We start from the raw sequence: 19860 nt of genomic DNA, 5'->3' as shown, positions 1-19860 counted from the left end.
CGTGGGATGTGTCGGGGGGACCCGGGTGGGAGAGAGCGGTGATGCCGCGCGGAGACCGGGCCACCGCCCTCAGGGCCGCCCGGGCGCACGGCCGATCCGTGGGAAACGCCGCCGGGCCCGTCGTACGGGAGCGTCCGTCATGGGTTCCGAGGGGCGCGGCGCGGTGTACGCCGACGGATCCGGGGCCGCGCCCGCGCCCTCGGGATCCCATGTCCTCGGCCCGTCCCCCATCGCGGGGCGGGGCGCGTCACGACCCGTCCGGCGCAACGGCTGCCGACGCCCGGCTTTCCGGTACGACACCGGAGTCCGGTGCCACAGGCCCCCGGACGTGGCGCGGACGGCCTTGCGGACCTGGAGCCAGGTCTTGAAGGGGCACTGTCCCAGCATTCGGCTGCCGTCGGTCAGGGGGACGTCTCTCGGCCGGCGGACGTTCACCCACCTGGTGTCCCCGTTCCACCCCGCGTTCCAGGCGCCGTCCAGTACGGCCACGGAAGCGCCGGGAGTCTCGCTCGGATGCCAGTCGAACCACAGGACGCGAGCCCGTTCATCGTCGCGGTCGATCACCAGACACGGCCGGCGCTTGCGGTCACCGCTCTTCACGGTCTGTTCGAACAACCAGATCTCGCCAGGACTGGGGGAGGGCCGCCCCAGGGGCCGCATACCGGCGGCCCACCGGGACGGCGGCGCGGGGCTCACCTTGCGGACGACGAGGAAGAACACCACCGCCACCAGCATGACCGCCAGCGTCTGGGCCTCCGACACCACGGTCCAGACGCCGTCGGTGTCCCCCTTGGCCATGCGCAGCGCGGGCGGCTCGACCTGCGACCGCACCCACAGGGCCACCACGACGGAGAGGGAGACCAGCCCCGCGGACTGGGCGAGCAGCAGCCACGGCCGTACCCGGCCACGGTGGCCGGCCCGCCACGTCACGAGGGCCGCCACGAGCAGGGCCATGGTGACCAGCAGCCAGGGAGCGGCGAACGGTGTGCGGACCGCGGGCGACTGGGCGGCGAGCAGCGACGGCACGGTCACGGGCGCGGCGAGCAGGTACCCGACCGGGACCCAGACATGGAGCAGCACCAGCCCGAGACACCCCAGCCCCGCACACGACGTCGTGCCGTCATGACTCATCCGATATCCCCCGACCGGTCGGAACGCGAGTCGCGACTGTACCGATCCACCCCTGTGTGCGCGGTCCCCCTTGCGCGGTTGTCCGAGCGCATGACGAACAGGACCACAGCAGTGCCTTACCGGAGCACTCCTGGCCGGTATTGAACGCATGAGCTGCGGATGTTGCCGTCACAGGCCTTCGGACCCCGGTGTGCGGCCCGAACAGGATCAGGAGCTCCGGGCGTCAGATCCGGCCGCCGGTGAAGCGGGTGATCGGGCCGTGGGTGTGGTGGCCGGAGCGGCGGCCCATCGCGTACGAGGCGGCCGTCAGCGCGGTGACACCCGCGCCCACACCGGCGGCGAGCAGCTTCCGGTGGGCGATCACCGTCCAGGCCGTCTTCGCTGTGGCCGCGACCTGGCCGGTCGTCGCGACGAGTGTCCGGAGGCCCGCGTCGATGCCACGGGCCACACCCTGCGCCGCCCCGCCGACGGTCTCGCTCTGAGCGGCCTGGGCGGTCTGTGCGGTGTTCACTTCAGTCATGAACTTCGGAACCGTGGTGGATGCCGACGTCTTCATGGACCGGCTGAACCCGGAGATGTGCGTGGTCACGGCTGCCGTGGGCGAGGAGCGGTCGGGATGCCTGGTCGGGTTCTCCTCGCAATGCTCCATCCGGCCGGTGCGGTTCGCCGTGTGGCTGTCCAAGGTCAACCACACCTACGCGGTGGCCCGCGCGGCACCGTACCTCGCCGTGCATCTGCTGACCCCCGACCAGCACGCGCTGGCGGCCCTCTTCGGCGGGGAGACGGGAGACAGCGTCGACAAGTTCGCGCAGACTCGCTGGACGGGGGGCGTCGGCGGGGCGGTCGTGCTGGAGGACACGGCCGCGTGGTTCGTCGGGAAGGTCGAGGCGCACGTCGACGGGGGCGATCATGTGGGTTTCGTCCTCGAGCCCGCGCAGTGGGGGGCGGGGGCCGGGCGACGCCTGCTGCGACTCGACGACTGCGACGACATCAGCCCCGGCCACCCGGTCGACTGACCGGAACGGGTGTCTCGAGTTGTGGCGAGCCCGCGTCATAGCGCCGGAACGGTCGCACCAGGACGGCGGTGGCCATGACCAGGGCCAGGCACACGAAGGCGCTGCCCGACCAGGCCAGGCCCAGACCCATGGTGGCCGCCATGGCTCCCGCGCGCAGATCACCCAGCCGGGGCCCGCCCGCGACGACGACGGTGAAGACGCCTTGCAGGCGGCCCCGCATGGAGTCGGGAGCGTAGGTCTGCAGAATGGTCTCCCGGTAGACCGCGCTGACGAGATCGGCGGCGCCGGCGCAGGCCAGCAGGGCGACCGTGCCCCACAGCGAGGACATGGTTCCCGCGAGGCCGACCGCTGCGGCCCAGCCCGCCACGGCCACCGCCAGAGCGATGCCCTGACGGCGTACCTTCGCGATCCACCCGCTGCACAGTCCGGCCGCGAGAGAACCGATGGCGATCGAGGCGTACAGCAGGCCCACGCCGCCGTGGAAGCGGGAGTCGGCCACCTGGGGGAACAGCGCGGTCGGCATGGCCAGCACCATGGCCGCGATGTCGAGCGCGAACGACGTCCACAGCACGGGGCGGGCGCCGATGAAACGCAGCCCGTCCCACACCGAGCGGAACCCGCCCCGTGGCGAGGGCGTCTCGATCGGCCGCACCGCGGGCAGGCGATACGCCGAGTACAGCAGCAAGGTGAAGAGGACGGCGTCGACGCCGTAGGCCCAGGCGAACCCGCCCGGCAGCGCCAGGAGGATTCCCGCACAGAGCGGGCCGGCGACCTGGCCGAAGTTCCCGACGGTGAAGTACAGGGTGTTGGCCGCAGGGATCATGCCGGGGGGAACGATACGGGGAATGATCGCGCCGCACGCGGCGGACGCCATGGCGAAGGACGCCGCCTGGCCGGACACCAGCACGATGATGAAGGGCACCGAGCGCAGATCCGCCAGCGCCTGTGCCAGCAGGGCGAGGGTGATCAACCACGTGGCGCCGGACGCGGACAGATAGAGCAGACGGCGGTCGACGCGGTCGGCGACGACTCCGCCGTACAGGCCGAAGACCACGATCGGAAGCAGTCCGGCCAGCCCGGTGAGTCCGACCTGCAAGGACGAGTGCGACAGCGCGTAGACCTGCACCGGCACGGTCACAGCGGTGACCATCGTGCCCACGTAGGAGGCTGCCTGCGCGAGCAGGAGGCGCCGAAAGGCCGCCACGGTCAAGGGACGCGGGTCCAGGGCCGCCGCGCGCAACCTCCGCGCCAGGCGCGTGGACAGCCCGTCCTCGTGGTGCCCGCGATGGCCCGGCGGAGACGATCGTGTAGTGCTCATGACCTCACGCTCGCAGGCAGCCAGGATGCCGCGCTTCCGATAATCTGCCGAACAATGTCGGAGAACAGCCACACAGCGACGAGCCCGACGATCACGCGGCACGAACACCTCGCCGGACAGGTCATCGGCCGCCACCGCCACTCGTTCCACCAACTCGTCTACGTCAGCACCGGCGTTGTCGCCGTCCAGACGGGAGAGGCGTCCTGGGTCGCCTCCAGCACCCAGGCGATGTGGATTCCGGCGGACACCTGGCACCAGCACCGGGTCTACGGCCCGACTCGTGTGCACACCATCGGATTCGCTCCGGACGACGCCCCGCTGTCGACCGCGACACCCACCGTCGTCTCCGTCGAGCCGCTGCTGCGCGAGCTCCTCATGGCCCGCAGCGATCCCGGCCTGTCGGCGCCGGAATCGGACCGCCTGCAGGCGGTCGTGCGCGACAGGCTGCGGCGCTCTCACGTCCAACCCCTCACTCTGCCCACACCCCAGGACCCCAGGCTGGTGCGGGCCTGCGGCCTGGCCGCCGAGAATCTGGCCGAGCTGCGCACGGTGACCTGGCTGGCCCGGCAGTCCGGTGTCGGCGAACGCACCCTGTCACGGCTGTTCCGGACCGAATTCGGCATGACGTACCCGCAGTGGAGAACCCTCACCCGGGTGTTCCACGCCATGATCCAGCTCGCCGAGGGGGCAACCGTCACCGAGACCGGCCGTCGCTGCGGATGGGCGACGACGAGTGCCTTCATCGACACCTTCACCCGCACCACCGGCCGGACACCCGGCAGCTACCGGGCCGCGGCATGCGGCACCGCCCGTCACCCACGAAGTTGAAAATTGTGCTGGTTCGTATGCAGTTGCGGGTGCCGTTGCGGCGTGTGTGACTGGTGGAGACCCCGTACTCCGCTCAAGGGGACTCGTCATGACCAATTCCGTTTCCCGCCGCGCCGGTGCCGTCGCCGTCTGGTCCGACTTCTGCGCCGTGTGCCCCAGTCCGGAACTGCGTGAGCGGCTCCAGGACGCACAGCAGCGCATCCGCGGCGCCTCGCCGCTCGGCGGTCAGTTCGTCGTGAGCGGCGCTCCGCGCCACCTCGGCTTCGACGACGGCACGATCATCCCGCCCGGCGACTTCCCCGTCGGCACCCCGCGGGCCACCATCGCCGGCGCTGCCGCCGAGCGCCGGCCGCTCACCGGAGCCGTACGCGTCGTCGTCGTCCTCGCCGACTTCGAGGACAAGCCGATGACCCACGAGAAGCAGCACTTCGAGGAACTCTTCTTCTCCGAAGGCGTGTTGCAGCACGGCAGCGTCCGCGAGTACTACCGCGAGGTGACCCACGGTCTGGTCGACGTCGTCGGCGAGGTCGTCGGCCCCGTCCGGCTGCCGAAGGCCCTCTCCTGGTACGCCAACGGCAACTTCGGCATCGGCCGGCCGTCCGGCGAGCCCCGGGCGCACCTCATGGCCAGGGACACCGCCATGGCCGCCGATCCGCAGATCAACTACGCCCCGTACGACAACGACGGCAACGGCTTCGTCGACGCCTTCATCGTGGTGCACGCGGGTCAGGGCGGCGAGGAGACCGGTGACCCGGGAGACATCTGGTCGCACAAGTGGACCCTGCCGAACGCCTACAACGCGGACGGCGCCCGCATCTTCGCCTACCTGACCATCCCCGAGGACGCCAGGATCGGCGTCTGCGCCCATGAGCTGGGGCACCTGCTGTTCGGCTTCCCCGACCTGTACGACATCGACGGCACCTCGGAGGGCGTCGGCAACTGGTGCCTGATGGGCGGCGGTTCATGGGGCGGCGACGGGAACGTGCCGACGCACCCCTCGGCGTGGTGCAAGCTCGGTCAGGGCTGGGCGACGGTGTCCAACGTCACCGGACCGACCACGCTGTCGATCCCCGACGTGAAGAACAGCCACCAAGTGCACCGGCTGTGGACCGGAGGCCTCCCCGGCAGCGAGTACTTCCTGGTCGAGAACCGCCAGCGCACCGGTTACGACGTCTCGCTGCCCGGCGACGGCCTGCTGATCTGGCACGTCGACGAGCACCAGCCGGACAACTCCGACGAGACCCACTACATGGTGGGGCTGGTGCAGGCCGACAACGAGCACGATCTGGAGTGGGGGGCGAACCGCGGCGACACCGGCGACCCCTACCCGGGACGGACGGGGAACTCCTCCTTCGGCCCCACGAGCACCCCGAACTCCCACTCCCACTCGGGCGCCCCGACCGGCGTCTCCGTCACCGGCATCTCCGCGTCCGGGCCCACCATGACCGCCACGGTCGCGGTCACCGTACCGGGACCGGTCCATCTGCCCGTCGGGCTGACCGCGGCACGCCCCGAGGCGGTCGGCGAGGTCGGGCTGGCCGAGATGATCCACGCCCTGCAGATCCGGCTGGAGGCGCTGGAGACAGCCATGGCGGGCGAGGGACGCAGGGGCGCCGAGCCGCTCCTCGAAGGCGGTCTGCGCCAGGAGCACGACGGCAAGCCGGAGGGCGCGGAACCCGCCACGGGCTTCGGCCGCGGCTACCGTCGGGGCTAGGACCCCGCGGCACCCTGCCGCGCGACGGGTACGCGGCTCGGGGCCGCCGGCGACCGAGGACGGACGGAGGGCGAGGGCCCATGGTGCAGGCGATCGAGAACCGCACCGCGCTGACCGTCCGTCTGGTCACGGCCGCCCCGCACCCACGGCTGAACGGCTGGGACCTGCTGGGCGTCGACGTCCTCGACGCCCGGCCGGTCCCCGGCTACGCCGACCTGCTGACCCGGCAGGTCGGACACCGTCTCGGCCTCGCCGTACCGAGCGACCTGGTGAGGGGCCTGACACCGGGCACCGTCATCCGTCTGCGGGCGCGGCTCGCCGGGGGCGAGGCACTGGCCGAGAGGCGCCCGGCACCGGGCACGTTCGCGATCGAACCACCGGCGTGACCGACACCGCCGGGCCGCAAAGGGCCCGGATGCCGGGCGACCAGGCGACCCCCACCCCGAGCAGCGGGTGGAATTCCCCGTAGGGCAGCATTTGCTCAGCTGTCGCCTGCCCGTGAGGGGATGTCATGCGCTCCATCCGCCGGATTGCTCCGCCCACGCTGTTGGCCGGCCTGCTCCTGGCGGGCTGTTCGCCGCTGGATGCGGCGAACCCCTCCGCATCCGGCGCTTCGGGGCCGTCGGCCTCCGCGTCGGGTGACGCAGGGGCGGGGCGATCGATCGCGGTCGGCGCCGGCCCGCAGAAGAAGTACACGGTGCAGCAGCAGCCGCCCGCGGGCAGCTGCCACTATCGGTACGAGAAGGGGGAGCCGCTGGAGGACCCGGCGTGCACCCCGGGTGCGATCTCCCCGGCCGTGACGCAGGCCAATCTGAAGTCGACGATATGCCGTAAGGGTGGCTACACCTCCGGCGTCCGCCCCTCCACCTACGTCACCGGCAAGGAGAAGAAGCTGAACGCCGCCTCCTACGGCTACACCGGGCGCATGGGGGACGCCGAGTACGACCACCTGATCAGCCTGCAGCTCGGCGGCGACCCCAACGACTACCGCAACCTGTGGGTGGAGCCGGCCGACCCCGGCCACCGGAAGGGCTCCGGTGTGAACAACCTGAAGGACCCGGTGGAGACGAAGCTGCACACCGCGGTCTGCTCCGGCAGGGTCACCCTCGCGGCCGCGCAACGCGCCATCGTCACGGACTGGACGACCGCGCTCACCCGCCTGGGCCTCGGCTGACGGGACCGCCGTGCGCCGCTCCGACCGCCCGCCTCATCTGACGGCGGTGAGCGTCGCGTACACCACGACGTTGCCCTGGTATCCCTTCTGCCGGGTGTAGCCGCCGCCGCAGGTGATCACCCGTAGCTCGGCCCGCCCGGAGTTCCCGTACACCTTCTCGCTCGGGAAGCGCTTCTTGTCGTAGACCTCCACGGCCTCGACGGTGAACACGGCTGTGCGCCGGTCCGCCCGGTTGACCTCGATCATGTTGCCCTTGGACAGGGCGCCGAGCCCGAAGAAGACGCCCGGGTGGCCGGTACGCAGGTCCACATGACCGGCGGTGACGGCTGTTCCGACCGAGCCCGGAGCCGTGCCCTCGCTGTACCAGCCGGCGAGGTCGGGACGGTCGGCGGGCGGCGGTGCGAGCGCTCCCGAGGAGTCGAGGTGCAGCTTGGTGAGGGGGGCGTTGACGTTGAGGGCGGGGATCCGCAGCCGGAGTGGTTCCGCGCGGGGGAGCGGGGGGAGGGCGGGGTCGGCCGGGGCGACGGCCCGGTGCGCGGTGGGGCCCGGGAGGGGAGAGAAGGCCTGGTCCGCCGACGGCTGTGGGGGCTGCTCGTAGTGCAGCGCGCCGATCACCAGCACGGTACCTGCCACGAGTGTCCAGGCGAGAAGCCCGGCTGAAGGGACGAACGAGGAAGAGGAAGGGGCGGTGGTGTGCCTGGGGGCCATCGGGGTCGGGTCTTTGCCTGGAGTGGGGGAGTGGGGGAGTGGGCGAGGCGGTTGAAATCCTCGTGGCTCCCGGGTCGGTGCAGGGCCCGGCCCGGGAAGCGGCGAGGAGGCGGGCGGTCAGTTGCGCTGCGCGCTCGAGCGGTGACGCATCCTCACCAGCCCCCCGGCCGCTGCCGCGGCGACCAGCGCCGCGCCCAGGGCGAGCTGCGGGACCGTGCTCCCCGTCGGTCCGAAACCGGCCTCGACGGCACCGTCGGGTCGGCGTGCGGCGAGCTGGTACGAGTCCGTGATCCTGATCCGCGGCGGGCACTTGACGGTGACGGTGTCGGTGTCGGCCGAAGATCCTTCCGGCAGGGTGAACTCGCCGGTGAGCACACCCTTGCTCTCGCCTTCGAAGAGGTGGAACGCCCCTGCCACCTCCGACTCGCCCTTGCCGTAGGTCACGTCCGCACCGCAGGCGGTGGTGCTGACGGTGACCGTGGAGCCGTGGGCGGCCTGCCGGATGTCGAGACCGGAGTCGCCGACGGCGGCAGCGACGGGAACCTGTAGCGCCAGGGCACCGGCCATCAGGCCGATACCGATGCCAACGTGTGTGATGCCCACGAGAACCCTCCAACTGAGCAGCGTCCGGCCTGTCCGGTGCGGCGGCTCTGTGCACGCCACTGACGAGGCAACCGACGCTGCGTCAGCTCCGCAACCTGACGGATCGACAGACGCGTCGCCCGGGCGGGCGTATCGAGCACTTTCGCATGGGCGTTTGCACAGGTCAGAAAGGTGTGCACCGCGGTGGTGGAGGATTCGTGGGAGCTCGGCGAAACAGGCTAACGAGGGACGGGGGCCGCGCGGCTAGACGCGGTCCTGGAAGACGCAGTTCCACACGTACGTGCCCGCGACGCTGCCGTCGGCGCGCACCGCCTGCAGTGTGTAGAAGTGCGTGCTCCCGCGCGCGGCGGTGGTGTCCGTGTAGGTACGCGTCTGGGCCGGCAACAGTCCGGCGTGCAGTGGCTCGTACGCCTTCGTGGCCGCGTTCCACCGGCTGACCCGGTAGCCCGCGACGGTGTCGCACTCGGCCGCCTTGTCGCACCGCCAGCCGATGGACGGCCCGTCCTCGTCGGGTCCGCCGATCACGGTGCCGTGGCCCACGCCGCCGAGGTCCCAGTCCCGGGTGACCGTCAGGTCCGGGCGGACGTCCAGCTCGGTGGCCTCGACGAGCGTGACCCTCGCGTCGCTCGGGGACAGCGCGTTGCCCCAGCGGTCCCTGGCGACGACGGCGTACACGTACGTCTCGCCGTCCGGCAGATCGCCGCACAGCACGGCGAGCGGGTCGCTCGTGCCCTCCCGGCAGGAGGTGAAGCTGAGCCACTTGACCGTGCCGTCGGCCTGGCGGGCGCCGGTCCAGGCCATGTAGCGCTCGACGTCGTCCTCGGTCGAGGCCGCCCAGCTCACCAGCACGCCGTCGGCGCGCGGGGTGGCTCGCACGCCGGTCACGGGGCCGGGCGCGACGCGGTCGCCGGTGCGCACGACGAGCGGGGCGGACAGCGCCGACTCGTTGCCGGCCGGGTCCACCGCCGCGACCGCGTACGTCACGTACGTGCCCGCGGGCATGTCCTGGTCGTGGCAGATGCCGCCGGTGCTGGTCTCGTCGCTCGACTCGGCGCAGGTCACACGGGTGAGCGCGGCCGGGTCGAGGGTGGTGCCGGGTGAGCGGAAGACGTGGTAGGTCCCGCCGTTGGAGAAGTCCTCGTAGAAGCCGTCGGGCTGCTCCCAGTACACCTCGGTGGAGCCGACGTCGACGACGGAGCCGAGGGAGGTCGGGGACTTCGGCGGCGTCCGGTCGACGCCGTCGCCGGTGACGGCGGCGTACGGCGACGGGTTGCCGAGCGCGTCGAGGGCGCGGACCCGGTAGTACCGGGCGGTGTTCACGGGGGCGTCGGTGCGGTACGACGTCGCGGTCGTCGTGCCCAGCAGTGCGAACGGGCCGCCGGCCGCGGAGGCGGCGTACACCTCGTACTGTGCGGCGTCGGCGGTCTGCTGCCAGGCCAGGGTGGCCCACCAGGCGTCGCCGGTGACCGTGAGACCGGTCGGCGCCGCCGGGCCCGTGCGGTCCACGGTCGCGGCGGTGGTGTCGAGGCTGCCGGCGGACTCGCGGCCCGACTTGTCGACGGCGCGGACCTCGTACAGGAAGGTCTGGCCCGTGGCGGGCGTCGCGTCCACGAACGAGGGGGCGGCGAGCGGCGACGAACCGCTGACCCTCGCCCACGCGGTGGTGCCCAGCCGGCGGTACACGCGGTAACCGGCGAGGTCCATCTCCTTGTTCGCGGCCCAGCGCAGGGTGGTCTTCGCGGTGCCCCGGTCGTACGCGGCGGTCAGTCCGGTCGGGGCGAGCGGCTTGACGGTGTCGACGGCGGCCCCGGTGCGCGGGGTGTACGTGAACGTGGCCTGGGCGCGGCCGGTCCAGGCGACGTAGTCCACGCGGAGTGTGTGCTTTCCGGCCGGGACGGTCAGGTCGACGGTCCTGCGGGCGGTCGTGGAGACGTTCCTCCACAGGTCGATCTTCCGCACCCCGTCGACATAGACGCGCATGCCGTCCTGCGTGGCGGCGGAGAGCCGGAAGGGGCCGCCGGAGCCGAAGTCCCGGGTCAGGGACCAGCGGACGGAGAAGTCGTCCTTGGGGAGCGTGACGCCTGCCGGGTCGCCGTACCCGTAGTTCTCGGCGATGGCGGAGTCGCAGGAGGTGAGCTTCGGCGTGCCGCTGAAGGTGGAGTTGCCGAAGTACTGCGCCTTCCAGCGGGGTGAGGCGCAGGTGACGGCCGCGGCGGCCGGGGTGGCGGTGATCAGACCGCCGACGGCGGCCAGGGCGGCCGTCGCGGCGAGCGCGGTCAGCCGGGTACGAGTCATCACAGAGAGTGCGGCTTCTTCCGGACCAAGGGGAAACGAAACAGTTGACACTCGTGTGACTCACGACCCGGCGCCAAGGTTGCCCGCCCTCGCCCGGGGGAATCCGGGGGCGGGATCACGGCTGTTCAGCCCTTGACCGCGGAGCTTGCCACGCCCTGGACGAACCAGCGCTGGAAGAAGGCGAAGACGATCAGGACGGGCAGGACCAGCAGGACGCCGAAGGCGAGGATCTGGCCCCAGTCCGGGGGCAGCTGGCCCTGGAAGACGCTCATCTCCAGGGGGAGAGGGCGGACGGACGGGTCGGAGATCATCAGGACCGGCCAGAGGAAGGAGCCCCACTGGGTGAGGAAGGTCAGGATCGCGACCGAGGCGAAGACCGGCTTGGACATCGGGACGATGATCGCGAAGAAGGTGCGCCAGGGACCGGCGCCGTCCAGGCGGGCGGCTTCCTCGATGCTGGGTGGGATCGAGCGGAAGAACGTGTGGAACTGGTAGACGGAGAAGGCGTTGGCGATGAACGGGATCGCCTGGACGAAGAGCGTGTTGCGCTGGTCGTTGAAGAGGTAGAAGAGCGGGACGGCCACCGACTCGAACGGGACCAGCATCAGCAGCAGCACGAGCGTGAACACCGCCTGCCGGCCACGCCACTTCAGCCGTGACAGCCCGTACGCGGCCATCGAGTTGACGAAGAGTCCGCCCGTGACGACGACGAAGGCGAGGAGCACGGAGACGCCGAGGAAGCGCCAGAAGTATCCGGTGCTGTCGGAGTCCAGGCTGTTGAGGACGTTGGTGTAGTTGTCGAAGGTCAGATGGGTGGGCAGGAAGCCGGACAGGCCGGACAGCACCTGGTCGGAGGGCTTGAAGCTGCCGATGAACAGGTACAGCGCGGGCAGGATGAAGAGGAACGCCAGCACGCCGAGGACGGCGTAGTCGAGGAAGCGGCGCAGGGGAGTGCGGGTGAGGCCCGTCGGGGTGCTCATGGTCAGTCCTCGTTGTCGGGCCGGACGACGCGGCGCTGGATCAGGGTCAGGGCGACGACGATCAGGAAGAAGACGACGGTGATCGCGGCTGCCTGGCCGACGTTGTTCTGGTCGAAGGCGGTGGTGACGGCCTGGTACATCACCGTGCGGGTGGCGTCCTCGTCGAGGCCGCCGCCGCGGACGAGGACGTAGACCTGGTCGAAGACGCGGAACGACAGCACCGAGGTGAGCATCGCGACGAACACGAGGGTGCCGCGGATGCCGGGCAGGGTGACGTGCCGGAACTGCTGCCATCGCGTGGCGCGGTCGAGCTGGGCCGCCTCGTAGAGCTCGCCCGGTATCTGCTGGAGCCCGGCGAGCAGGATGACCATCTGGAAGCCGACGCCCTGCCAGACGGACAGCACGATGACGGAGGCCATGGCGGTGGCGGCGTCGCCGAGCCAGTCGAAGGCGCCCCAGTTCCCGAAGGTCACCGCGTGCAGCGCGGAGTTGAGCATGCCCTGGTCGCTGCGGGCGAGGATGAGCCGCCAGATGACGGCGACCAGCGTCATCGGGAAGACGACCGGCAGGAAGAACAGGGACCGGAAGAAGCCGATGGCCTTGAGCTTGCGGTTCAGCAGGATCGCCAGCGCGAGAGCGAGGCCGGTCTGTACGGGGACGACGACTACGGCGAAGGTCAGGTTGTTCAGCAGGGACCTGAGGAAGGGGCCGGACAGGTCGGGGTCGGTGAACAGCCGCCGGTACTGCTCCAGACCGAAGAACGTCGGGGCGAGCGGGGAGCCGAGGCGCACGTTGTAGAAGGAGAGCACGACGGCGTAGACGAACGGCACGCCGACGAAGGCGATGAGACCGCCGACGGCGGGAGCGGACATGAGCAGTCCGTGCACCCAGTCGCGGTTCTTGCGCGCCGGCTGGGAGGGCTGCGCGGAGGGTGCCGGCGGGGCCTTCTCCCGGCCCGACGGCGCGGAGTGCGCGGGTTCCACGGTTTTCACGGGTGGGTCCTGTTCCCGGCGGGGCAGGCACGGTCGCCCTGTGCCTGCCCCGGCCGCTGGGGTCCTACGGGATCTTGTAGCCGGCGTTGTCGGAGAAGTCCTGGTCGATGGCGCGGGCGGCCTTGGACAGGGCGTCCTCGGGGTCGCCGCCGCCGTAGACGGAGTTCAGGGCCTGGCCGAACTGGGCGGTGATGGTGGGGTACCCGGCGGTGACCGGGCGGGTCACGGCGACGCAGGACGCGCTGATGTCGCTGTCGCCGCAGGGCTTGGCGAGCTGGTCGGCGAAGAGCTGGAGCGGGCCGCCCTCCTTGTAGAGGGTGTTCTTGGCGAGCGCGGTCTTCGTGGCGGGCGGGGCGCCGTTGGCCGTCGTCATCGCGGCGACGTTGGTGTCGTTGAGGAGGTAGTCGAGGAAGGCGCCGGCGGCCTTGCCGTTCGTCGAGCCCGCGCCGATGCCCCAGGCCCAGGAGCCCTGACCGGTCTTGGGACCGTTGCCGAAGCCGGGCAGCGGCAGGACGACCAGGTCCTCGCCCAGGGCCTGGCTGTAGGCGGGGTACATCCAGTGGCCGACCCAGCTGAGGGCGACCCGGCTCTTGGCGAAGGCGTTGCCGTCGGTGTTGGGGTCGACGTACGTCTTCCAGGACTGGAAGGTCTTCAGCGCCGATGCCACGGCCGGGGTGTCGAGGGCGCCCTCCGCCTTGCCGTCCTTGAGCAGGGAGCCGCCGGCCGACCAGACGATCGGGGCGAAGCCGTAGGTGCCCCACTCGGTGGCCAGGCCGTTGCCCTCCTGGATGTCGAGGACCTTGCCGTCGGAGTCCTTGGCCTTCAGCGCCTTGAGCGCCGCCGTGAACTCGGCGGCCGTCCAGTCGTCGGCGAGGCCGGTGGGGTACTTCACCCCGGCCGCGTCCAGCAGCTTCTTGTTGCCGTAGACGCCGAGCCCGGAGTCGTACATGCCGAGCCCGTAGTGTTTGCCGTCGATCTCGCCCTGCGCCTTGATGGCGTCGGTGGCGTTGGCCATGGTCTTCGCGGAGACGTAGCCGTCGATCGGGGCGAGCTTCTTGTTGTAGACGAAGTTCGCCATGGTCGGGCCGTCGAACTCCATCACGTCCGGCAGCTGGGAGGCGTCGGTGGCGGTGATGGTCTTGGTGTAGTCGTTGCCGGGTATCAGCTTCAGCTCGACCTTGATCTTGCCCTGGGAGGAGTTGAAGGACTTCACCGCGTTCTGTAGCGCGGCGTCCTCGCTCTTCTGTCCCTGGTGGGCCCAGACCTTGATCGTCCCCGTGCCGCTGCCGGCGTCGGCGGAGCCGTCACCGCCGCCGCTGCCGCCCCCGCAGGCGGCCAGGGCCGCGAGGGGAAGGGCGAGGGCCAGGCTTGTACGGGCCGCGTGACGCAGCTTTCTGCTTGCCGCTGTGCTCATGGCTGTGGTGCCTCCGTGCAGGGTGAGGGTGAGGGTGAGGGTTCGGGTGAGGGGTGAGGGTGTTTCACGGCGTGGGGGAAGGGGGGTGTGGGTCCGGTCAGCGGGGTCCGCGGGGGTGGGGCGGGGCCGTGGTCTCGCGCAGCATCAGACGGATGGGCATCTGCACATGGCCGGGCGGCTCGGTGTCCGGCTCGTCGAGCCGGTTCAGCAGCAGCCGGGCGGCTTCCGCGCCCTGGCCGGCGACCGGTTGCGCGACGGTGGTCAGGCCGATCACCTCGGCCAGTTCGTGGTCGTCGAAGCCGACCACGGACACGTCCTCCGGTACCGCGAGCCGGTGGCGGCGCAGCGCCCGCAGCGCGCCCATCGCCATCTCGTCGGACTGCGCGAACACCGCGGTCGGCGGCCGGGACAGGGCCAGCAGCTGGGTCATGGCGTGTTCGCCGCCCTCGACGGTGTAGGCGCCGTCCGCCTCCAGCGCCGCGTCGTGGGCGATGCCGGCGTCGGCCAGCACGTCCAGATACCCCTGGCGGCGCTGGATCGGGGTGGTCCAGTGCAGCGGTTCGCTCGCTCCCGAGATCATGCCGATCCTTCGGTGCCCCAGGTTCACCAGATGCCGTACGGCACCGGTGGCGCCGGCGTGGTCGTCGATGCCGACCACGGTGAAGCCGGCCCGGGGGCCGCCGACGGTCATGGCCAGCGGCACCCCGAGGGAGCGCAGCGCGGCGGCCTCCTCCTCGTCCGGGATCAGCAGCGACAGCACCGCGTCCACCCGCTTGCGCACCGGCAGCTTGGTGAAGAATCGCTTGCGCGCCTCGGGTGAGCCCAGGTTGTACAGCAGCAGGTCGTAACCGGCCGCGCTGAGCACCTTCTCGGCGGCGTCCAGTACGGTGCCGAAGAACCAGCGACCGACGTGGGGCGCGATGACCCCGACGGTGAAGGTGCGCCCGCTGGCCAGGCTGGAGGCCGACCGCGAGGCGGTGTAGCCGAGGTGTGCGGCGACGGCCGCGATCTGCGCCCGTACCTCGTCGGAGACACCCGGCTGCCCGCGCAGGGCGCGGGACACGGTGGATGCGGAGACGCCGGCGGCGCGGGCGACGTCGGTGATGCTGACCGTCACGGGGCCAGTCCTTCCGTGGGTTTCACGTCGGTGTGATCTGGGGGTGACGTGACCGTAAACCCGACCCTCTCGTTGCGCAAGCGTTTGCGTTGAGTTTTACTTGGGCCGATTTCCGAATGAGATCGCCGGACCCTCTGATCAGCGCACACGTTTGAGCGCTGTACATCCGACAGGAAGTGCGCATGCGATACGCCCCACCCGGCCTCTGCGTGAACGACTTCGCCGTGCTGCGCGACGACGACGGCGGCTACGCGGTGCTGCATCTGCAGGGCCCCTGGACGCCCGAGTTCGACCATCTGCGGATGGAGACCTCCTACGGCAGGGCCACCTCCGCCGACCTGGTCGCCTGGCGGCCCGAGGGCACCGCCTTCGGCAACGGCCTGCCCGGCCGCTTCGACCAGCAGGCCGTGTGGACCATGCACCCCGTCCGGCACGGCGCCGGCATGGCGATGTTCTACACGGGCGTGTCCGGGCTCACCCCGGACGGCTGGCCGCTGCAGTCGGTCGGCCTGGCGTACTCCGACCGCACCGACGGCACCGGCTGGCGCCGACACGGCACCGGGCCGGTCGCGGAGGCGGACGCGCGCTGGTATCTCACCGGTGACCGCATGGGCTGGCGCGACCCGTTCGTCGTACGCGACGACGAGTCGGACGGCTGGGTGATGGTCGTCTGCGCCCAGGACGCCTCACGGCCCGTGGAGGTCAGCGGCTGCGTCGCCTGGGCCACCTCCGACGACCTGGAGCACTGGACCGTGCATCCGCCGCTCGTCTCCCCGGGCGACGTCGACGAGCTGGAGTGCCCGGTCCTGGAACGCCTCGACGACGGCAGCTGGCTGCTGATCGGCTCGATCGGCGCCACCCGCGGCTTCGAGGCGTGGACGGCGCCCCGGCTGCGCGGCCCGTGGACCCGCCGCGGCCCGCTCGGGCCGACCGGCAGCTACGCGCCCCGGGTCATCGCCGCGCCCGACGGCTCGCGGGTGGTGCTGCACACCACGCCTCGCCGGGTCGGCCTCACCGACACCGGGGAACGCTGCCGCGGGATGCTCGCGCAGCCCAAACTCCTGGTCGCGCCCCCGGACGAGGCCCCTCGTCTGCAATGGTGGCCCGGCCTGGACGGCTGGCTCGGCGAGACGACCGAGCAGCCCGCTCTGCACGCGGTCGGTGACATCGGTGTCGTCGGACGCGTCGAGGTCACCCTGCGCACCGCTGACGACGGCCCCGCCCTCGTCGTCGGCTGCGACGGCAAGAACCTCTGGGTCACCGGACCGGGCGGGGACAGGCTCGGCGAGAGCGTCCTGCGCGAGCCGGCCGCCTCCTTGCGCATCCTCACGATCGGCGAGTACGTGGAGATCTACGCGGACGGCGTCTTCGTCCTGACGACCCTCAGCTACTCGGGAGAGCCCGCCCCGTGGACGGTGGCATCGGACGGACGGACCCGCACGGTCCCCGTCCGCCCACTCCGGCTGCCCGATCCGCTCCGCGACGACGCCTCGGCCATCTGGCCCGGCCCGACACCCCGCTGACCCCCGGCCGGAACCCTGGGCGAGCGTGGTCGGGCCCGGAGAGAGAAGTGTCGCGATCGGCGAGTCGTCGAAGCCCGCCACGGCAACGTCCGGCCCCGGGTCGGCCCCGCGCTCACGCAGGGCGTGGTAGCAGCCGAGCGCCGGCGTGTCGGAGGCTGCCACCACCGCGGTGACGCCCGGGTCCAGCAGCGCCTCGACCGCGGCGCGGGCGCTCTCGAACCGTGGCTGCACCGGAAGGACCGACCGTGCGGGGCCGAATGGCTGCCCCCCGGACCATCCGCCGCGTCGCAGCCCCCGACTAAGGTCATCCGGTGACAAGTAGCAACGCGACGCGTTCCCCTGTCCTCGACGGCCCTCGTCCCGCAACGGCGGCGCCCGACCACTGGCAGGCACGGCTCCGTCGATTCGGATACGTCGCACGCCCCGCAGCCGACATCCGCGAGCGACTGGTGCCGCCCTTCCCGAAGCGGCCGTCCCGCTTCTGGGAGCTCATACCCATGGCCCCGGCACGGGTCCACCGCGTGGCGAGGGCGATGCACTGGCTGGGCCCCTTGCTCGTCGCCGTCCTGGCCGGAGCGATCCGCTTCTGGCACCTCGACCGGCCGCGGGACCTCGTCTTCGACGAGACCTACTACGCCAAGGACGCCTGGTCCCTGCTGCACCTCGGTTACGAGGGCACCTGGCCGGACCGCAAGATCACCGACCCCCAGATACTCGGCCACCCCCAGGTCATCCCCCTCTCCGACACCGGATCCTTCGTCGCCCACCCGCCGACGGGCAAGTGGGTGATCGCCCTCGGAGAGTGGCTGTTCGGCCTCACGCCGTTCGGCTGGCGCTTCATGACAGCCGTCCTGGGCACGTTGTCGGTGTTCATGCTGTGCCGCATAGGACGCCGCCTGTTCCGTTCGACACTGCTGGGCTGCCTGGCCGGCGCGCTGATGGCCATGGACGGCCTGCACGTCGTGATGAGCCGCAGCGCTCTGCTCGACCTGGTCGTCATGTTCTTCGTCCTGGCGGCGTTCGGATGCCTGCTGATCGACCGGGACCACGCACGAGCCCGGCTCGCCGCGGCGCTGCCGGCCGGCGAGGACGGTCATGTACGACCGCACGAGCTCACCGGTGACCACGCGGGTACGGGACTGCGTCCCTGGCGGCTCGCGGCCGGACTCTGCCTGGGACTGGCGGCTTCCACCAAATGGAACGGCCTGTACGTCCTGGCCTTCTTCATGGTCCTGACTCTGCTGTGGGATGTCGGTGCCCGTCGCCTCGCCGGGGCCCGCCACCCGTACCGGGCGGTGCTGCGCAAGGACGCCGGCTGGTCGGTTCTGTCCCTGGTCCCGGTCGCCGTGGCGACCTATCTGGTGACCTGGACCGGCTGGTTCCTGTCCGACAACGGCTACGGCCGGCACTGGGCCGACGGCCGCGGCGGCACCTGGTCATGGATACCGGCCCCGCTGCGCAGCCTCTGGCACTACGAGTACGCGGTGTACCGGTTCAACGTGGGACTGCACGCTCCCCACGACTACCAGTCCAACCCGTGGAGTTGGCTGGTCCTCGGCCGCCCCGTGCTCTTCCAGTACGAGTCACCCGCGTCGGGCCGGGACGGATGCCACACGGCGGCAGCCTGCTCGCAGACGGTCCTCGCCCTCGGCACGCCGCTGCTGTGGTGGTCGGCATGCTGTGCGCTCGTGTACCTGCTCTACCGCTGGGCACTGCGCCGCGACTGGCGCGCCGGCGCCATCCTGTGCGCGGTGGGAGCCGGCTATCTGCCGTGGTTCCTCTACCAGGACCGCACGGTCTTCTCCTTCTACGCGGTCATCTTCGCGCCGTACCTCTGCCTGGCCGTGACGATGATGCTGGCCGCGCTTCTGGGACCACCGGGAGCAACCCCCAAACGCCGTATACGGGGTGCGACGGCAGCGGGCGCGCTTTTCCTGCTCATCGCGTGGAACTTCATCTACTTCTTCCCCATCTACACCGGGCAGACGATCCCGTACGCCGACTGGCACGCCAGAATGTGGCTCGACACCTGGATCTGAGAGATCCATGCGGCGGCTGCTGCCTTCACCCGATGGTGGCCGATCCCGACCGGTTCCTTGTCCGAGGACGAGGGACGTCAGGGAGAGGGAGGAATCGCCGCCTCGGCCGCGGCCTTGATCCGGTGGCCGAACGCGTCGGCGTCCTTGCGAGCCGCGGCGAGCGCCAGGCCGACGAGGAGCTTCCCCAGGCCGTGGCCCTCGAGGACGTTGTAGATCCGGACCCGTGTTCCGCCGTCGGGCAGCGACTCCAGGTCGTAGCCGCCCTCGCGCGCCGTCACGGTGTTCTTCGAGACCTCGGCCCACCGGAGCCGCACGGGGGCTTCGAGGGTGGTGATGCGGAACTCGCGCGCGGTCTTCATCCCGGCGTCCTTGACCGTGCTGCGGAAGATCGTGCCCACGGAGGTCGGGGCGTCCGGGATGCGCTCGATCTTGAGGACCCGTGGGCTGAACTGGGGGTCGTTGCGGCCGTCGGCCAGGTAGGCGAACACCTCCGCGACGGGCCGGTTCACCTCGACCGTCGCTTCGAACCGTCCTGACATGGGCACTCCTCGTCGCTCGGACACGTGCGAAGGAACGCTGGGGCCACACCGCAACGCCGCTCCTGTCGCGGCGGCACTGCGACCCTACGGGACTCGCGGTCTTTCCGCGCGGTGTACGGCGATGCGGTGTACACCGAAGCGGTGTCGAACACCCCGGCGATGATCCGGCAGCTCGGCCGACCGCCGGACGCGGCTGCCCGACGCCTCGGCGGAGAAGGCCGGTTCGCCGTGGACGTCCACGGCGTGCTGCACCATGGCTGCGCTGACCGCCGAACCGTGTGCGTCGCCCACGGTCTTCACTCCGGCATGGTCGAAGGCGGCCACGCCCGGCCGGAGCGGTGAGCCCGGGACGGCCTTTGGACGGTCGTGATCGACTCGCCCGGACGGAGTGAGGTCGACGCACCGCCGGTGAAGAGGGTGTCGGCGGTGATGCTGCGCCGGCCCACGGCACGAGCCGCCGAGGATGGCC

Annotated in this window: 18 protein-coding genes and 2 pseudogenes; 8 read left to right on the top strand and 12 right to left on the bottom strand. The window is 71.2% G+C overall.

What is annotated here, in order from left to right:
* Positions 1 to 69 precede the first annotated feature (69 nt).
* Positions 70 to 1131: a hypothetical protein gene (locus tag ABZ464_RS21410; protein WP_359279197.1), complete on the bottom strand. Its 1062-nt coding sequence runs from the start codon at positions 1129 to 1131 to the stop codon at positions 70 to 72.
* 223 nt (positions 1132 to 1354) lie between these two features.
* A pseudogene (locus ABZ464_RS21405) lies at positions 1355 to 1576 on the bottom strand (hypothetical protein); the annotation flags it as partial.
* A gap of 73 nt (positions 1577 to 1649) precedes the next feature.
* On the opposite strand from ABZ464_RS21405, the gene ABZ464_RS21400 reads away from it, so the two are divergent.
* Positions 1650 to 2147 (top strand): flavin reductase family protein, encoded by a 498-nt coding sequence (locus tag ABZ464_RS21400; RefSeq protein WP_359279196.1) that lies wholly within the window; start codon positions 1650 to 1652, stop codon positions 2145 to 2147.
* Here ABZ464_RS21400 and ABZ464_RS21395 read toward each other — a convergent pair.
* Positions 2122 to 3465 carry an MFS transporter gene (locus ABZ464_RS21395; RefSeq protein ID WP_359279195.1) on the bottom strand — a complete coding sequence of 448 codons (1344 nt, stop codon included), beginning with the start codon at positions 3463 to 3465 and terminating at the stop codon, positions 2122 to 2124. The genes ABZ464_RS21400 and ABZ464_RS21395 overlap by 26 nt on opposite strands.
* 54 nt (positions 3466 to 3519) lie before the next feature.
* Between ABZ464_RS21395 and ABZ464_RS21390 the strand changes: the two genes are divergently transcribed.
* The 4 genes from ABZ464_RS21390 to ABZ464_RS21375 all read left to right on the top strand — a co-directional run bounded on the left by ABZ464_RS21390 (position 3520) and on the right by ABZ464_RS21375 (position 7181).
* Positions 3520 to 4293 (top strand): helix-turn-helix transcriptional regulator, encoded by a 774-nt coding sequence (locus ABZ464_RS21390; protein ID WP_359279194.1) that lies wholly within the window; start codon positions 3520 to 3522, stop codon positions 4291 to 4293.
* Positions 4294 to 4381: 88 nt separating this feature from the next.
* Positions 4382 to 6007 carry a M6 family metalloprotease domain-containing protein gene (locus tag ABZ464_RS21385; protein ID WP_359279193.1) on the top strand — a complete coding sequence of 542 codons (1626 nt, stop codon included), beginning with the start codon at positions 4382 to 4384 and terminating at the stop codon, positions 6005 to 6007.
* Positions 6008 to 6087: 80 nt separating this feature from the next.
* Positions 6088 to 6393 (top strand): hypothetical protein, encoded by a 306-nt coding sequence (locus ABZ464_RS21380; RefSeq protein WP_359279192.1) that lies wholly within the window; start codon positions 6088 to 6090, stop codon positions 6391 to 6393.
* Positions 6394 to 6518: 125 nt separating this feature from the next.
* Positions 6519 to 7181, top strand: coding sequence for a hypothetical protein (locus ABZ464_RS21375; protein ID WP_359279191.1), 663 nt, complete (start codon positions 6519 to 6521; stop codon positions 7179 to 7181).
* A gap of 33 nt (positions 7182 to 7214) precedes the next feature.
* Here the strand turns inward: ABZ464_RS21375 and ABZ464_RS21370 are convergent, their stop codons facing one another.
* From ABZ464_RS21370 to ABZ464_RS21340, 7 genes are all read right to left on the bottom strand, one after another.
* The gene (locus ABZ464_RS21370) at positions 7215 to 7814 is read right to left on the bottom strand and encodes a class F sortase (RefSeq protein WP_359279190.1); all 600 of its coding nucleotides are present in this window, start codon (positions 7812 to 7814) and stop codon (positions 7215 to 7217) included.
* 192 nt (positions 7815 to 8006) lie between these two features.
* Positions 8007 to 8492, bottom strand: a complete 486-nt coding sequence (locus ABZ464_RS21365; RefSeq protein WP_359279189.1) for a sortase — start codon at positions 8490 to 8492, stop codon at positions 8007 to 8009.
* Between the two features lie 243 nt (positions 8493 to 8735).
* Positions 8736 to 10787 carry a PA14 domain-containing protein gene (locus tag ABZ464_RS21360; RefSeq protein ID WP_359279188.1) on the bottom strand — a complete coding sequence of 684 codons (2052 nt, stop codon included), beginning with the start codon at positions 10785 to 10787 and terminating at the stop codon, positions 8736 to 8738.
* A gap of 125 nt (positions 10788 to 10912) precedes the next feature.
* Positions 10913 to 11767 (bottom strand): carbohydrate ABC transporter permease, encoded by an 855-nt coding sequence (locus ABZ464_RS21355; protein ID WP_359279187.1) that lies wholly within the window; start codon positions 11765 to 11767, stop codon positions 10913 to 10915.
* A gap of 2 nt (positions 11768 to 11769) precedes the next feature.
* Positions 11770 to 12759, bottom strand: coding sequence for a sugar ABC transporter permease (locus ABZ464_RS21350; protein ID WP_359279186.1), 990 nt, complete (start codon positions 12757 to 12759; stop codon positions 11770 to 11772).
* Between the two features lie 64 nt (positions 12760 to 12823).
* Positions 12824 to 14173 carry a sugar ABC transporter substrate-binding protein gene (locus ABZ464_RS21345; RefSeq protein ID WP_359279185.1) on the bottom strand — a complete coding sequence of 450 codons (1350 nt, stop codon included), beginning with the start codon at positions 14171 to 14173 and terminating at the stop codon, positions 12824 to 12826.
* 97 nt (positions 14174 to 14270) lie between these two features.
* Positions 14271 to 15290, bottom strand: coding sequence for a LacI family DNA-binding transcriptional regulator (locus ABZ464_RS21340; protein ID WP_359279184.1), 1020 nt, complete (start codon positions 15288 to 15290; stop codon positions 14271 to 14273).
* A gap of 182 nt (positions 15291 to 15472) precedes the next feature.
* Here ABZ464_RS21340 and ABZ464_RS21335 point away from each other — a divergent pair, with 182 nt between their 5' ends.
* Positions 15473 to 16813: a mucin-1 gene (locus ABZ464_RS21335; protein ID WP_359279183.1), complete on the top strand. Its 1341-nt coding sequence runs from the start codon at positions 15473 to 15475 to the stop codon at positions 16811 to 16813.
* Positions 16814 to 16840: 27 nt separating this feature from the next.
* Here ABZ464_RS21335 and ABZ464_RS21330 read toward each other — a convergent pair.
* Positions 16841 to 17044 (bottom strand): annotated as a pseudogene (locus ABZ464_RS21330) (substrate-binding domain-containing protein); the annotation flags it as partial.
* 80 nt (positions 17045 to 17124) lie between these two features.
* Here ABZ464_RS21330 and ABZ464_RS21325 point away from each other — a divergent pair.
* The gene (locus ABZ464_RS21325; protein ID WP_359279182.1) at positions 17125 to 18852 is read left to right on the top strand and encodes a phospholipid carrier-dependent glycosyltransferase; all 1728 of its coding nucleotides are present in this window, start codon (positions 17125 to 17127) and stop codon (positions 18850 to 18852) included.
* A gap of 77 nt (positions 18853 to 18929) precedes the next feature.
* Here the strand turns inward: ABZ464_RS21325 and ABZ464_RS21320 are convergent, their stop codons facing one another.
* Entirely contained in the window at positions 18930 to 19391 is a 462-nt protein-coding gene (locus ABZ464_RS21320; protein ID WP_359279181.1) for an SRPBCC family protein, read from the bottom strand.
* Positions 19392 to 19532: 141 nt separating this feature from the next.
* Here ABZ464_RS21320 and ABZ464_RS21315 point away from each other — a divergent pair, with 141 nt between their 5' ends.
* Positions 19533 to 19733, top strand: a complete 201-nt coding sequence (locus tag ABZ464_RS21315) for a hypothetical protein (protein ID WP_359279180.1) — start codon at positions 19533 to 19535, stop codon at positions 19731 to 19733.
* The last annotated feature ends 127 nt before the right edge of the window (positions 19734 to 19860 follow it).

Origin of the sequence: Streptomyces sp. NPDC005820, assembly GCF_040630255.1 — a bacterium.
Lineage (GTDB): Bacteria > Actinomycetota > Actinomycetes > Streptomycetales > Streptomycetaceae > Streptomyces.
Note: the sequence above shows the minus strand (reverse complement) of the source record. Positions and strands in the feature narration are given on the sequence as shown.